This is a genomic window from Prosthecobacter sp. (genome assembly GCF_034366625.1).
In the GTDB taxonomy this organism is placed as follows: domain Bacteria; phylum Verrucomicrobiota; class Verrucomicrobiia; order Verrucomicrobiales; family Verrucomicrobiaceae; genus Prosthecobacter.
In genome coordinates, this window is record NZ_JAXMIH010000007.1 from 121,354 (window position 1) to 136,109 (window position 14,756).

A 14,756-nucleotide genomic window follows, 5' to 3' on the forward strand; every position below is an offset into this window, starting at 1 on the left:
AGTCCCGGCTTTAGCCGGCTCCCTGAGCCGCCTAAAGGCGGAACTACAAAACATGCCTTCTCACGAAGCTGCTTTTTCCCGTTTCCTTGCGCCTCTTTGCGGCTAATCAGATCAGAACCATGACCCACGCCGAAGCCGCCGCCCGCGCCGCCTTTCTCAGCGCCGAACTGCACCGCCACAACCGCCTCTACTACGTCGAGGCGAAGCCGGTCATCTCGGACAAGGAGTTCGACGTGTTGTTGCGTGAGCTGCAGGACATCGAGGCGAAGTTTCCTGACCTGCTGACACCCGATTCCCCCACTCAACGCGTCGGCGGCGCTCCGCTGGAAGGCTTCACGCAGATCACGCACACCGTGCGGATGATGAGCCTCGATAACACCTACTCCGAGGAAGAACTCACCGCCTTCTTTGCTCGGGTGCAGAAAGGCTTGGGTCGTGAGAAGATCGACTGCGTCATCGAACCGAAGGTCGATGGCGTCGCCATCACGATCCGCTACGAAAACGGTGTCTTGAAGCACGGCGCGACGCGTGGCGACGGCCAAACCGGCGACGACGTCACCAACAACCTCAAAACCATCAAGCGACTGCCGCTGCGACTGCCCAAAGACGGACCACAGACCTTCGAAGTGCGCGGCGAGGTCTTCATGCCTAAGGCAGGCTTCGCCAAGCTGAATGAAGAACGCGACGAGGCCGGTGAGCCGCGTTTCGCCAACCCGCGCAACTCCACCGCCGGCACCTTGAAGCTGCTTGATCCGAAGACCGTTGCCAAACGTCCGCTCGACATCGTTTTCTACGGCCTCGTCGAAGCCAGCGACGTGCAATCGCAGACTGAGGTGTACGCGCTGCTCGATGCCGCCGGATTGCGCAAAGCCGATCTCATCTGGCATGCTGACAGCGCCGAAGGTTTGCTCACGGCGATTCGTGAACTCGATGAGAAACGCAAATCACTGCCCTACGAGACCGATGGTGCCGTCATCAAGGTCAACAGCTTCGCCGATCAACGCGAACTTGGTGTGACGAGCAAAGCCCCGCGCTGGGCCATCGCCTACAAGTATCAGCCGGAGCAGGCGGAGACGAAACTTCTCGCCATCGACATCCAAGTGGGCCGCACCGGCGCTTTGACGCCTGTGGCACGTCTGGAACCCGTCTTGATCAGCGGCAGCACCGTCAGCAACGCCACGCTGCACAACTACGAGGAGATCGAGCGCAAAGACATCCGCGTCGGCGACATCGTGGTCATCGAAAAAGCCGGCGAGATCATCCCCGCCGTCGTCACGGTGAAAAAAGAGCATCGCAAGGGCGATGAAGGCGTGGTGATAGCGCCCACGCATTGCCCCGTGTGCGGCACTGGCGTGCATCGCGATGAGGAGCAGGTCGTCATCCGCTGCCCCAATCCGCACTGTCCGGAAGTCGTGAAGCGCCGCATCGAGCACTTCGTCAGTCGTGCCGCCATGGACATCAGCGGCCTTGGCGAATCCGTCATCGCCCAGCTCGTTGAGTTGAAGCTCGTTCGCGATGTGGCTGATCTTTACGGCCTCAACGAACTGCTGCTCGCCCGACTCGATCGCGTCGGCACCAAGAGCATCGACAACTACCTCAAAGCCATCGAAGCCAGCAAGCAGCAGGACCCGTGGCGGCTCGTCTTCGGCCTCGGCATCCTCCACGTCGGCGCGGGCGGTGCCCGCAAGCTGCTCGAACACTTCGGCAGCATCGATGCCATCGCTTCAGCAAGCATCGAAGACCTCACGCAATGCCCCGACATCGGTGCCATCGTCGCCCCGAGCATCCACGCCTGGTTCCGCGACGAGCACAATGCCGCCCTGCTTGACCGTCTGCGCTCAGCGGGCCTCAATTTCGCGCAACGAACCGTCACCGCCGCCTCCGATAAGCTCAACGGAACCACCTGGGTCATCACCGGCACCTTGAGCGAAGACCGCGAAACCATCGCTGACACCATCCGCGCCAACGGCGGCAAAGTCAGCAGCAGTGTCAGCGGCAAAACGACCTACCTGCTTGCTGGCGAAGACGCGGGCAGTAAACTCGACAAAGCCACGAAGCTCGGCGTGAAGATCATCACCGAAGCTGAGTTTCGGGCGATGCTGTGATCCAGAGCTTGGGCAATGGAGTGAGTGGCCGTGGAAGGTGCTTTGGCTCGGCGCGGATTGGGTGCGTCAACGGGGCGCGGGCCTCCAGACTTGGGCAAGCGAGGTGACAACTTCTCATTCTCTCACCCCAATCTTCTCCACGGGGATAGCCTTGAAGCCGAGCTTGAAGGCAGGTGACTCGGGTTTGAGGCGAAAGTCGTCGTTCTTCCAGTCCATGAAGAGTGGATCGGCGACGAGGCTGTGCTGGTCCCAGCCAGCGGCCTGCCACGCCGACCATTCGTCGAGAGGTTCGGCTTCGGTGATGCGAACGTCGTCGATGAAGACCTGTCCCTCCGGCTCGTGGCAATCGATGCGGAGCCAGAAGGCGGTCATCCACGGTTTCCAGCCGGTTTCGTTCTCGATCAACATGCGGCCCGTGGCTTCGACTTCGCGCCATTCGTTGGTGGCGGTGAGGCTGGTGCTGCCAGCCTGCCAGTAGCCTTCGCCATTTTTGAAGGAGGCAAAGGCGAGGCTGAACTTGGCCGTGGGTTCGCTGGATTTGACGCGGAGTTTCACGCGATAGGCGGCACCGGGCTTGATCGGCACATCGGGGCCGTGGAAGACGCTCTTGGGGTTCTTCGGATCCTGGCCGAGGGCGCAATCAATGCGCAGGGCTCCGTCGGCGGTGACGAGTTGCACGTTGGGATTGGGCCGGTGGTTGAAGCCCCAGCCTTTGGGAAGCTTGCCGGGCTCGGCTTTGTCAAAACCCTCGACCAGGAGTGGCTCGCCTGCCTTGTCGGGCCCGACCTTGTTGATGCCGGTGACGATGGGGTGACCGTTGTTCCAAGCGAGGTTGTGATCAATCGAGTTCCACTTCGGTGTGGCGTTGCGGATGTCGCCATACTTCACGCCGGGGGTGTCGCCGAACATGATGTTATGCTCAAAGACATTGCCGCTCATCATGGTGCCGTCGTCGCGGATGGCGTCCTTCGGGTGGAGATTCATATTGCGCATGTTCTTCCACGCAGGCAGTCCAGCGACGGAGTCGTAGCCCTTGATCATGGTTTCGAGATGGTTGGTGTAAAAGCGCTGCTCCTTCGTCCAACCGTGGAGGTCGAACTGAAACTTCCCGCCGAGGGCGAAGATGTTGTTCTCCACGATGCAGTCACGCGAGTTGTGCATGTGGATGGGCGTGTGGGCCACGCGGAAGACGATGTTGCCGATGATGTCGAGGCCGCCGCTGTTGTCGTCGGGGTAGAGGCCGAAGGTGAACCACGGATGCTTCAAGCCTCCTGCCTCCTGGCCGCAGCCGACGATGTCGTGGATCAAATTATACCGCCACTTGCTGCCTCGGCTGCTGATCCAGTCGCGCCCGCCGGTGTAGATGGCACCGCCGTCCTGCGTCTCGAGGCAGAGGTGATGCAGGTGGTTGTATTCGATGATGAGGTTGTTCCCGCTCATCTGCACGCCCATGCGCGGGCCGTCGTGGATGTGATTGTGCCGCGCGGTGTTGTCCACGCCATACATGCTGATGCCGCAGGCGTTCTTGTTGAAGACGCCCATGTGATGGATGTGGTTGTCCTCCGCGATGTGGCCCGGTCCCGTGAGCGTCTTGCGATCTCCACCACTCAAACCGATGCCGTTGCTGCCGGTGTAACTAATTTCGTTGTGCGAGAGGCGCACGTTCTTCCCGGTGCTCACACTGATGCCGCTGCCGTGGAAGTCCCCGACGTGCGTGATGACACAGCGCTCCACCACGCAATCTTCCGAGCCATCGAACTTGATCGCCGAGCCGCTGCAGCCGATGAGTGTGAGACCGCGAATCGTGATCTTCTTCGCACCAGGCTTCACTTTGAAGAAGCCGTCGAGCGTGGGAATGCGCACTTCGCATTCGGAGATCGGCTTCGTCGGCCAGAAGTAGAGTGTGCCGGTGCGCTTGTCGTAAAACCACTCACCGGGGGCGTCCAACTCCTCAAGCGCGTTTTGGAAGTGGTAGCGGTTGTGCGGATGCAGGTCATAGCCGCAATCCTTCTTCAGCGTGAGCATCCGCGTGGCGGGATCGAGCGAGGCGACGGGCTCAAGGAAGTTCCACCAGCCGTATTGCGCGAAGATGTCGAGTTCCACATCCTCGGGATGCGCCCACTTCCGCACGTCTTCGGGCTTCACATACAGCGTGCGTTTCCAAAGATGCCCTTCCGGCGCACCCGCAGGCGGAAACTCCGCCACAAAGGCCCAGCCGCCGTAGAGCGGGTCTTTCGCGTCGAAGTTCGGATAGCGGGCGAGGATCTGTCGCTCGCCGTCGCAGAGCAGTTGTTTTGGCAGGAAGCCCTTCGGTAGCAGCTTCGAGACATCCGCTTTCACGATCTCACCTTCGTGCTTTTTCCAGCCAGTGACGAGCGGAGCGCCGATCAGCGTGCTTTTCGTGCCGGTGATCGTCAGATTGGAGTCCTGCGCTTCGAGTTGGATCGGCTGCAAGAGTTCGCTGGTGCCTTCTGGCAAAACGATCGTGGCAGGAGACGCGTCACCGGCCTTGCGGGCCTCGCGCACTTGCTGCACGGCCTGTGCAAGCGAGAGCGTGGGTGAAACCTGAACCTCCAGGGCAGGGGAGAGCGAGGGCAGAACGAGGACGGAGAAAAGAAAACGACGCAGCATGAGGCAGGAGCGATACGCTACCCTCCAGCCGCAGCAACCGCCTGCTTTGCTCTAAATTTGTTCCTCGTCACCGAGATGCACCGTCGGCAGGCAGCCACGAATGCTGGGACGATGAATCTTCAACGTCGGGTCCGTGCCGATCCAGCCCGGCTGGCCGTTCACATCGACGAATGCCACGCCGATTGGCATGTCCGGCTGTGTGTCGGCGAGTCTGGTCATTTCTTCCTCGGCGTACACATGCATGTCCGTCCAGGCGATCTTGAGCGCGACTTGATCAATCTGTCTCGCCTGAATGGCGCTGATCTTGTCGGGATGAATGCGTGCAAACCGGCGCATCATTTCCAGCAGCAGCATGGGACTGTATCCCGGGTCTTTGCCGCAAGCCGCCCAGATGATGGCCGGCAGCGGGTAGGTTTTGTGCAGCTCCACGATGTCAATGTAGTCGCGGGTTACCGAGCGTGCGGCGAGTGCGAGGGCCTTGTTCGTTGCCATATCAAACAGGTGCAGCCTCCAGCCAAGCAACGGATCACGTTCGATAGGAAAGAATCGAAACGCCGAATCGGCCGCCCAGTCTATCTCGACCTTGTCATCTCCCTTGGTGACAACAGCCTTTCGGAAACTACAGGGCTCATCCCAGTTGCCACTTTGCAGTGTGACTTGGAATCCAGCTCGTTTCAGGCTGCTGACATCCAGATTACTTGATCCAGCCACCTGTTCGGCCAGTTCATGGAAAATGTCGAAGTCGTGACTGAACCGAGGAGAGTCCTCGGCGGCATTCAGTACGAGACCACCGGCGAAGTGGCTGTCTTCACTGCGATTGCCGGCAATCACCGCCAGCACGTCCTTCTGGAAGCTGGTTAAAGGCATTTGTGAATCTTTTGAGCCGTCCACCACGCCCGGTGTCCGCCGCTTTTGCGCAGATTCTCGACGACCTGCCGCACTTCGTCCCGGGTCTTGAGTTCCGCCTTCTCATCCCACCACCAGAAGCATTCATGGAAATCGCGCACGGCCTGCTGCGCCATCTCCAGCACCTCGCGCGAAGGCGGGGTGCCATAGGTGGCGGCTTGTTCCTGCACGATGGCGCTGACGGGCATGGGACGAGTGTAGTCCGTGCGTTTCCATTCCGCAATCATGGGCGAGGGTGGGCATGGCTGTCGTGCATCCGTGTCATTCAGGGTGAATCAAACCTGCAAGATCGAGGCGGCAACTCTCCTCAGCGCATGGCGTCATTCGAACTTGTCGCGGTTGAAGCAGTAGATCGAGCCGAAGATGATGAGGCTCCAGACGGCGTTGCGGGTCCACCACAGCTCGGTGCCGTCCAGTACGTAGGGTTTCCCCATCAACGCATCGAGCAGCAACGCGGCGATCTGGTATTCCATCCACAGGACTGAGACGCCCAGCGGGACGACGATCACCGCCTTGAGCAGGAAAATGAGCGCCTTCAGGAGGGTTGTTTTCATGGGCTTGGGCGGTGAGGGGACGGCTCCATCCAGTGGCAGGGAGCTTTATCCGCATGCTCGGGCCATCAAGGGATTTTGTACAGCGCCTCATATGGGCCAAAGGAAGCCGCAGGATCGAGGACGAGTAGGAGAACAGCCGAGCGATAGCGAGACAGACAGCCGAAGGCTGCCCCGCAGGGGTGAACGCAGTGAATCAACGACGAGCCACAGCCCAACCAAGAACCAGGAACCAAGAACTTCCTCGACTAACGCACCCCTTGCCACCCGCCACGCCCGCGCTACCCTCGCCCTCCTTTTTCCCGAATCCATGAGCGCCCCTGACACTGCCAAGAACTACAAAGACACCGTCCTCCTGCCGAAGACCGACTTTCCCATGAAGGCCGATCTCGTCACGCGGGAGCCGCAGCGCCTCGCGAAGTGGCAGGAGGGGAAGCTCTACCAGCGCATCGTCGCTCAGAGCAAAGGCAAGCCCACCTTCATCCTGCATGACGGCCCGCCGTTTGCGAATGGCGACGTCCACATGGGCACCGCGCTGAACAAGGTGCTGAAGGACCTCATCGTGAAGTCGAAGACCATGGCCGGCTTCCACGCGCCGTTCATCCCCGGCTGGGACTGCCATGGCCTGCCCATCGAGTTCAAAGTCGTCAAATCTGCCGCTGGTCTCACGCCGGTCCAAATCCGCACGCTCTCCGAGGCCGAGGCACGCAAGTACATCGACATCCAGCGCACCAGCTTCAAGCGCCTCGGTGTCTTCGGCGACTGGGAGAATCCGTACCTCACACTCGATCCCGGCTACGAGTCCGGTATCCTGCGCACCTTTGGCAAAGCCGTCGAAAAAGGCCTCGTCTATCGCATGAAGCGCCCCGTGCTCTGGAGCTACGGCGCGCAAACCGCGCTCGCCGAAGCCGAGGTCGAGTACAAGGAGAAAACCTCGCCTGCGGTGTTCGTGAAGTTCGCGCTCGTCACGCCACCGCCCGGAGCGGAAGGCGCATCGCTCGTCATCTGGACCACCACGCCGTGGACCTTGCCCGCGAACCTCGCCATCGCGCTGCATCCCGAGTTTGATTACGTCTGCGGCAAGTTCACGCATGCCGACGGCCGCAGCGAGAAGCTCGTCATTGCGAAGTCACGTCTTGAAGGCTTCGCCGCCAGCACCGGCTTCGTGCTCGATGCCGCGCATGCGAACGATTCCTTCAAAGGCAGCGCTTTGAACGGCTTCGAAGCGCAGCATCCCTTCCTCCCGCGCACCTCGAAGGTCATCAACACCCTCTTTGTCACCGACGACACCGGCACCGGCGCGGTCCACATCGCCCCCGGCCACGGCGCAGACGACTACCAAGCTGGCCGCGAGCACGGGCTTGACATCCTTTCGCCCGTCGATGCCGAGGGCAAATTCACCGCCGAGTGCGGATTGCCCGACTTCGTCGGCAAGCACGTCTTTTCCAGCAACGACGGCATCATCGAGATCCTCACCGCGAAGGGCGCGATCCTTGGCAACGAAAAATACGTCCACCAGTATCCGCATTGCTGGCGCTCCAAAACGCCGATCATCTTCCGTGCCGTCGAGCAGTTCTTCATCAAGATCGACGCCATCCGCGAGAAGGCACTCAGCGAGATCGACAAGGTCACCTGGCTGCCCGCGTCCTCGCGCAATCGCATCCACGGCACCGTCAGTGGCCGGCCCGACTGGTGCATCAGCCGCCAGCGCACCTGGGGCGTGCCTTGTCCCGTTTTTTATGATGCGAAAGGCGAGATCATCATGCGCACCGACATCATCGGCAAAGTGGCCGACATCGTTGAGAAGCAGGGCACCAATCTCTGGTTCGAACAAAACGACGCCTGGTGGGCCGAGGCTGTCGGCCTGCCTGCCGACACGAAGCGCGGCAACGACACGCTCGACGTGTGGATCGACTCCGGTTGCAGCCACGTCAGCGTGTTGGACCGCCATCCCGAGCTGCATTGCCCCGCCGATCTCTACATCGAGGCCACCGACCAGCATCGCGGCTGGTTCCAGAGCAGCCTCATGATGAGCATCGTCGCCCGCGACGCCGCTCCGTACAAGAGCGTCATCACCCACGGCTTCGTCGTCGATACCAGCGGCAAAAAGATCAGCAAGAGCGACCAGGGCACCGGCAAAAGCTCCAAGCCCATGACCGCCGACCACTACTACAACAAGTACGGTGGCGACATGGTCCGCCTCTGGGTCAGCAGCGTCGATTACCAAAACGAAGTCCCCTTCAGCGAAGAACTCTTCCAGCAGACCGGCGAATCCTACCGCCGCATCCGCAACACCTTCCGCGTGCTGCTCGGCAACCTCCACGACGCCCCCAACCCCGGAGTTCCATCCACAGATTCACAGATTTCCACAGATTCAGATTCAAAATCCCCATCTGAGAAATCTGCGAAATCTGCGGACTACACTTTGATCGACCGCTGGATCTTGGAGCGCCTCCACGCCATCACCGCCGAGTGCGTCACCGCCTACGCCGCCTACGACTTCCGCAAGGTCTTCACCGTGGTGAACAGCTTCTTCGCCACCGAGCTCAGCGCCCTCTACATCGACATCACCAAGGATCGGATGTACTGCGATGCGGCGAACAGCCCGCGCCGCCGCGCCACCCAGGCCGCCATCCGCGAGATCACCGAGACGCTGACAAAACTCATCGCCCCCATCCTCGCCTTCACCGCCGATGAAGTCTGGGAACACTTGGGCCACACCGACAGCGTCCACATGGAAGGCTTCCCGCAGCCCAACGCCGCCTTCGCCGGCACTGAGGCCACCGCCGCTGTCGAGGAACTCCTCAAGGTTCGCGTCGTCATCCAGCAGGCCATCGAAAAAGCCCGCCAGGAAAAAAAGATCGGCTCCAACCTCGAAGCCACCGTCGCTCTGACGCTGCCTGCCGAAGGTTTTACACATCCCGTCTTCAGCGATCCCGCCACCCTCCACGAATTCCTCATCCTCAGCGACCTCCAAATCACCCGAGGCACCGACCTCGCCGCCGTCGTGACGGAATCCAGCCACCACAAATGCGCCCGCTGCTGGAAGCACCTCCCGGATGTCGGAACGCATGACGCGCATCCGACGCTGTGCGGGAGGTGTGTTGAGGCGGTGGGGTGAGGTTTGTTTTATGGAACAGTTTAGTTACACTCTTCAGAACTACCGTCCCTTTGGTTTATCACATCCCGTTGAAATGACGGTTAGTGAGGGCATTACGTTTATTCTGGGTCCAAACAATGTCGGCAAAAGCGCACTCCTTCGTGCATTTGTCGAATTGAAGAATGTGATTGAACCTGCGGCAAAGCGTGACAATCGCAAGTATGACGCTCAGATCTCCACAAGCTTTGAGACGCTGGTTTGTCGTTCAAATCCAACTAGTAGCTTCAGTGTTGCTGTTGCGAATGACACTGCAAAGTGGACCGTGTCGTTTACTTCACGTGCCGGCATCCACTCAAATGCCGTGGGAGTACACATGGACGTGCGAGGGGACAATGTGACTCCCGAAAGCCGTTTTAGAGCCATGTCACTGTTTACCAACGCGCTTTATGTGCCGGCTTTTCGCAGCCCAACAGTCAACGCTCAAGGTGACATTTATGGAATGCACATTGGCCAGCAGTTCGTTGCTCAGTGGGATGAATGGGCGAACGGAAAGCGGATTTCCGACGCGGAAAAAGTCAGCGCGTTAGTGGAAGAGCTTCGGGTTCTGTTCGGGTTTAGCCGATTCGAAATCACAGTCGCAAAAGATGGGAGTCAGTTGCTTGTCAGAACTGATGAAGGCCGTTTCTCCCTGAGTGAGTTAGGTGATGGCTTATCTCATTACATTATTGTTCTTGGCAACGCCATGATTGCGGCCCCGGACTGGATATTGATTGATGAGCCGGAGATTGGTCTCCACCCTAAAATGCAAGAGGCGTTCGTGCGGGTATTGGCGTCCAAGGCTCGTTATGGGCTAATTGCAACCTCGCACAGTGTAGGCCTTGCGCGCAGCGTTGCTGATCGCGTGCTGATGATGACGAAGGATGCGTCAGGAGCCAGAAGGCTTGAACCCTTTGGCAAACATTTGAACCCAACCATTGCGCAATCCATCTCTGAGATGGGATATAGCCAGTTTGCAGAGCTTGGAGCTAATCACCTGCTTTTGGTTGAGGGGAGGACTGACATTAAGGCGTTTCGAGAGATTCTGAGGAAGTTTAATCTCGAACAACATTTCCTCATCTGGTCGCTCAATGGTTCCGATTGGATCAAGGCACCACCCGAGAAGATTGCCGACGAACTGGCCGAACTGAAGAGGCTGGGTGCTGCTTCTGTCAGCATTGTATTCGACAGTGAGAGGACGGATTCATCAATGGACATGTCCGAAGCAGTCAGGCCATTTCACGACCTGTGCGCTTCTCTAGGGTTCAACGTGTTTGCCACAGATCGGCACTCCACAGAGAATTATATCACTCAGGAAGCACTGGATAAACTTTGCCCAGGGACTGTAGCTCTTGGTGAGTTTGAAATCTTTGGCGCTTCCGGAAAGAAGTGGGAGAAATCCAAGAACTGGCTGCTGTTCAGGGAAATGGGCCGCCCAGACATCGAAGGAACTGGATTGGGCCAGTTCATCACAGGTACGCTTTCTAGGCTTGCGCTTCAGTGATGTGGAAAGCAGGAAACGACGCCAAGGCGCAACCCATAGACAAGCGACAGGCAATCGCCTCTCAGCCACGTCCCAATCGCTCCGCCTGTTCGCGCCACCCGCCCCCGACCTCCCGGCGTGCTCGTTCCGGCTCCGCCTCGAAATCTCCCAGATGCCCTGCATGGAAGCACTGCGGAGAGGGGGCGGAGGTTGGAGGAAACGCGAGAGAGTGACTGAATCTGAAAACGGGAACGGATGGCCTACGGAACACACGGAACACTCGGAAAAGGGCTTTACCATGACTCCGTTCAAAGGTGATTATCATGCTTGTGACGTTGCTGGCTTTCCGTCTGTTCCGCGTGTTCCGTAGGCGGCCATCTCCGTAATTTGATTGTCGTTTTGCGCACGGTCTGGCAAAATGCCGGCATGAAACGAAAACCCGCCCGTGTCTCCTGGCACAGCCGGATGCTCAGCCAGTTGCTGGGCCAGCTCCGAGCGCATGCCGACCTGTCACCGAAGGAACTAGCCACCCGAGCAGGCATCTCCGAGCACACCATCGCCACCTGCGAGCGATACTGCGGACGTCTCACGGTGGAGAAAATCATCAAATTCATCCAAGGCGTGGGCTTTGATCATCTGACCGTTTTTTACGAGGTCGGGGGACGCCTGGAGCTTGCGGGCAAACCCTCCATTTCCGGGAGGAAGCATCCGCGCCCGAGTGTCTTTTTCAAACCTCTCTATGATGAGGGCCTGCTCGACCGCCAAGAGGTAAGCAGGCAGTTGCGCATCATGCGGCAACTGCGCAAGCCAGCGGCCCAATCGCACTGATCAGCGACAGGCAATCTCCTCTCAGCCACGTCCCCATCTCACCGCCTGTTCGCGCCACCCGCCCCGACCTCCCGGCGTGCTCGTTCCGGCTCCGCCGCGAAATCTCCCAGCAGCCCTGCATGGAAGCAGCGCAGAGTTTGGATAACCGCAGAGCACCGGAACGCCGCGCGACTGGGGTGTGGAGCAAGGAGTAACTTTCTCTGGTAAAAGATGGGCGGTAAAAGATCCGCAAACAGCGGTTCTCATTTTTTACCACCCATCTTTTACCAGCCAAGTTATTCGGGAGAAGACTTTCTGAATGGCCTTTCTCTGCGGTTATCTCAACTCTCGCGGTGTGACCGGTTTGGAAGTCTGGGGAAATGCCTCAGGCTGCAACTTCATGACAGATGCCGCCCAACCGATGATTGGCACCGCGAGAGATTAGAAGACCGCAGAGACCTGAAAAACTTCATCCTCTGTGCCTCTCCGTGCTCTCTGTGGTTGATCCAAGTTCCCCGGTGGATTCACCACCGAGGTCACCGAGGAACACAGAGACACAGGAGCTGATCTCTCTGCGGTCTTCTCACCTCTGCGGTGTTTCCTTCGACCTCCCGGCATGCTCAAACATCCCACCTCAGTAGGCTCTGCCACCGAAGCCGGTGCCGAACCCGGAATAGGACGATGTGGGCGTGGCCTGCATGAGCGCCGAGTTCTGCCGGAACGACGAGGTCTGATCCATCATGGCGGCCGTTTGATTGAGTGCGGCTGCGGCTTCCTGCCGCTCGGCAAGCTCTTGTTCGGCCCTCCGTTCTTCCTGCCCTTTGAGCACCGCTACGAGAACCTCGCGCTCCTTCTCACTGATCTCCCCCTGGGTGGCGGCGCGATTGATCGCCACGAGGCGCGGATGCTCCGCCGCATACTGGGTCAGGAAGTTGTCGATCTTTTGGGGGTTCCATGGCTTTTCCAAGGGCTTGCCGTTCGATTTCTCCGCGACCAACGCCGCCTCGCCGCCCTGGTGCACGACGCCCAGCTCCACCGCTCTCCTGGCATACGCCCTGGCTTCGGCCACGCTGCCCGCACGGTAATCCGCGGTGGTCTGGCACGACGACAGCACAACCAGGTGCAGAAGAAGCAGGAAGTATTTCATAGGATGGGAATCTGGAGAATGTGTGCTGCACCACAAGCCAAAGCTCCGTTGAGGACGAATCCCGCACACTCGCCGACGCCCGCTGGCGGAATCGCATTGTGGTTCATCTCTGCCTACAGATCCGTGAACGACGTGCGATAGGTCTCCGGGTGCCGAGCGCTGTGCAGCAAGGCCCCGAAGTAGAGCAGATCGTCCTCCACCAAATAATAGATGATGTACGGGAAGCGGGGAACGAGGCAGCGACGTACGCGGCCATCAAAGATCCGCCAGCGCAGCGGATCCGCCTGAATCTCCAAGGTCGCAGTTTCGACCGTTTGAACGAAACGTCGGCCAAGTGCCTTGTCCTCGGTGCTGTAGCGTCCGGTGATACAGCACAGCTCCGCCTGGAAGTGCTCCGAATAAACCACCTTCATGCCACAAGTGCTTTGGCAGCGGCAAACACCTCGTCATGCGACAAACCACGCTCCCGGCCGGCCTTGAACGCCTCAAAGCGCCGCTCGACTTCGGTGGCGATGGTGGAGTCATTGTCCCACTGGGCAGGTAAATCCGCATCCACCGTCTCCCAGATGATTTCAGCCAGGAAACGCCGCTCCTCGGATGGAAGACGAGCGGCTTGGGCAAAGAGTTCTTGGGTAGCCATGATAACGGATGGTAACGGATCGTCCTTGGATTGCCAAGCGTGTAAATCTCCGGCGATGCGGCCTCACTTCGGCCGTTTCGACTTGTCCTTGCCCTGATGGAGGTTGGCGATGGCCGCGTTGATCTTTTGCTCCATTTTGCTCCTGTTGCCTGCTTGCAACTCCTTGATGGCCTCGTCGATCTTGTCGATGACGTCTTCCTTGTCGCCACCCTTGTTTCCCTTGTTGGCCTTGGTGATGCGTTCTTTGGCGGACTCCAGCAACGGCATGGGGTCGTCGGCTTTCTTGGCGGCCTGGAGTTCGTCGAGGGCTTTGCGTTGTTGTGGCAGATCGGCGAGGAGCGGCGTGGCGGTGATGCCCAGCATGAGCATGACGAAGGAAGCGCGGAGCAGGAGGCGGAGGCGTTGTTTCATGGCAGTGGATGGGTTCGATCAGGTTGGCGCACAACTGAAGGGGCCATTCTCTCACCGGAGGAAGCGCCTGCATCCGATGTGGGTGCTCATCACGAGAACGTCGTTGTCGTTCTTTCCCAAATTCTTTCCCGCCCCATGCCTGAACCTGACGGGAAACGACGTCAGGGTGCAACCAATTGACAGCCGCCGATGAAGTCGCCGAAGCCAAGGGGGATGATCTCCGAGTTTCACGATGCAGCCCCACTCTCGGCGGCCCTCCGACCTCGGGCAATGTTTCGGTCGGGGAACTCGCGAACGGGTGTTCCTGGCCCGCGCCTTGTTCCGCGCCGTCGGCCCATCGGATGCCATCCGCCCCCGGAACCAGTCCCCAAACTCGCCCAGTTGCCGCGCTGGCTCGATGACTGCAAAAAAATATTGACGCATGTTCTCCGTCTTTTTAGAACGGTGGCCGAATTCAATTCAATACATATGGATAAACCTACGCAAATCAAACTCGTCGCCGTCATCGCTATCCTTGCAGGCCCCTTCCTGGCAATTCAAGGCTACAACACCAAGCAAAGCCTCGCCGAACTGGAAAAAGATGGCATTACCGTCGAAGGAGTCATTGATGGAGGCGAATCCAGCAGCGGACGCCGTCGCTCGTCGAGCTACAGTTTCGATGTGAGCTTTTCTCCGCAGACCGGAGTTCCCCAGAAGAAACCCTTCAAGGTTACCAGCGGCTTCTTCAAAGCCCATGTCTCTGGCGACACCATCAGCGATCCCAAAGTTCAAGTGCGCTACCTGCCGACGAACACTGACACCGCCATCCTGGTTGGCGGCTCCACGGACAATTCCTGGACATTCCTGGTGGGGATTGCGGCCTGTCTTGGCGGCCTGCTCACCGCCATCTACATGTTCGTCATTTACAAACCTGCATCCGCCCAGGCTGAACACGCCTGA

General features: G+C 59.2%; 13 protein-coding genes. 5 read left to right on the top strand and 8 right to left on the bottom strand.

The window, feature by feature from the left end; all coding sequences use genetic code 11:
- The first annotated feature begins 119 nt into the window (after window positions 1-119).
- Entirely contained in the window at window positions 120-2,105 is a 1,986-nt protein-coding gene (ligA, locus tag U1A53_RS08480; RefSeq protein WP_322280225.1) for an NAD-dependent DNA ligase LigA, read from the top strand.
- A 114-nt stretch (window positions 2,106-2,219) separates the two neighbouring features.
- Here ligA and U1A53_RS08485 read toward each other — a convergent pair whose 3' ends face one another.
- The 4 genes from U1A53_RS08485 to U1A53_RS08500 all read right to left on the bottom strand — a co-directional run bounded on the left by U1A53_RS08485 (window position 2,220) and on the right by U1A53_RS08500 (window position 6,196).
- Window positions 2,220-4,736, bottom strand: a complete 2,517-nt coding sequence (locus U1A53_RS08485; RefSeq protein ID WP_322280226.1) for a right-handed parallel beta-helix repeat-containing protein — start codon at window positions 4,734-4,736, stop codon at window positions 2,220-2,222.
- 51 nt (window positions 4,737-4,787) lie between these two features.
- Complete coding sequence (locus tag U1A53_RS08490) at window positions 4,788-5,603, bottom strand: nucleotidyl transferase AbiEii/AbiGii toxin family protein (protein WP_322280227.1); 816 nt, start codon at window positions 5,601-5,603, stop codon at window positions 4,788-4,790.
- Window positions 5,594-5,869 carry a hypothetical protein gene (locus U1A53_RS08495; RefSeq protein ID WP_322280228.1) on the bottom strand — a complete coding sequence of 92 codons (276 nt, stop codon included), beginning with the start codon at window positions 5,867-5,869 and terminating at the stop codon, window positions 5,594-5,596. Before U1A53_RS08495 ends, U1A53_RS08490 begins: the two co-directional genes overlap by 10 nt.
- 93 nt (window positions 5,870-5,962) lie before the next feature.
- A complete protein-coding gene (locus U1A53_RS08500) occupies window positions 5,963-6,196 on the bottom strand; it encodes a hypothetical protein (protein ID WP_322280229.1) in 234 nt (77 codons plus the stop codon).
- Between the two features lie 307 nt (window positions 6,197-6,503).
- On the opposite strand from U1A53_RS08500, the gene ileS reads away from it, so the two are divergent.
- The 3 genes from ileS (at window position 6,504) to U1A53_RS08515 (ending at window position 11,640) form a co-directional block, all read left to right on the top strand.
- Window positions 6,504-9,314, top strand: a complete 2,811-nt coding sequence (gene ileS, locus U1A53_RS08505; RefSeq protein WP_322280230.1) for an isoleucine--tRNA ligase — start codon at window positions 6,504-6,506, stop codon at window positions 9,312-9,314.
- A gap of 10 nt (window positions 9,315-9,324) precedes the next feature.
- A complete protein-coding gene (locus tag U1A53_RS08510; protein ID WP_322280231.1) occupies window positions 9,325-10,833 on the top strand; it encodes an AAA family ATPase in 1,509 nt (502 codons plus the stop codon).
- 405 nt (window positions 10,834-11,238) lie between these two features.
- Window positions 11,239-11,640, top strand: a complete 402-nt coding sequence (locus U1A53_RS08515; protein WP_322280232.1) for a helix-turn-helix transcriptional regulator — start codon at window positions 11,239-11,241, stop codon at window positions 11,638-11,640.
- Between the two features lie 613 nt (window positions 11,641-12,253).
- Here the strand turns inward: U1A53_RS08515 and U1A53_RS08520 are convergent.
- The 4 genes from U1A53_RS08520 to U1A53_RS08535 all read right to left on the bottom strand — a co-directional run bounded on the left by U1A53_RS08520 (window position 12,254) and on the right by U1A53_RS08535 (window position 13,817).
- On the bottom strand, window positions 12,254-12,766 hold the full coding sequence (locus U1A53_RS08520) for a hypothetical protein (protein WP_322280233.1): 513 nt from the start codon (window positions 12,764-12,766) through the stop codon (window positions 12,254-12,256).
- 113 nt (window positions 12,767-12,879) lie between these two features.
- Complete coding sequence (locus U1A53_RS08525) at window positions 12,880-13,179, bottom strand: type II toxin-antitoxin system RelE/ParE family toxin (RefSeq protein ID WP_322280234.1); 300 nt, start codon at window positions 13,177-13,179, stop codon at window positions 12,880-12,882.
- Entirely contained in the window at window positions 13,176-13,406 is a 231-nt protein-coding gene (locus U1A53_RS08530) for an addiction module protein (RefSeq protein WP_322280235.1), read from the bottom strand. Before U1A53_RS08530 ends, U1A53_RS08525 begins: the two co-directional genes overlap by 4 nt.
- 63 nt (window positions 13,407-13,469) lie before the next feature.
- Entirely contained in the window at window positions 13,470-13,817 is a 348-nt protein-coding gene (locus U1A53_RS08535; RefSeq protein ID WP_322280236.1) for a hypothetical protein, read from the bottom strand.
- 381 nt (window positions 13,818-14,198) lie between these two features.
- On the opposite strand from U1A53_RS08535, the gene U1A53_RS08540 reads away from it, so the two are divergent.
- Window positions 14,199-14,756 (top strand): DUF3592 domain-containing protein, encoded by a 558-nt coding sequence (locus tag U1A53_RS08540; protein WP_322280237.1) that lies wholly within the window; start codon window positions 14,199-14,201, stop codon window positions 14,754-14,756.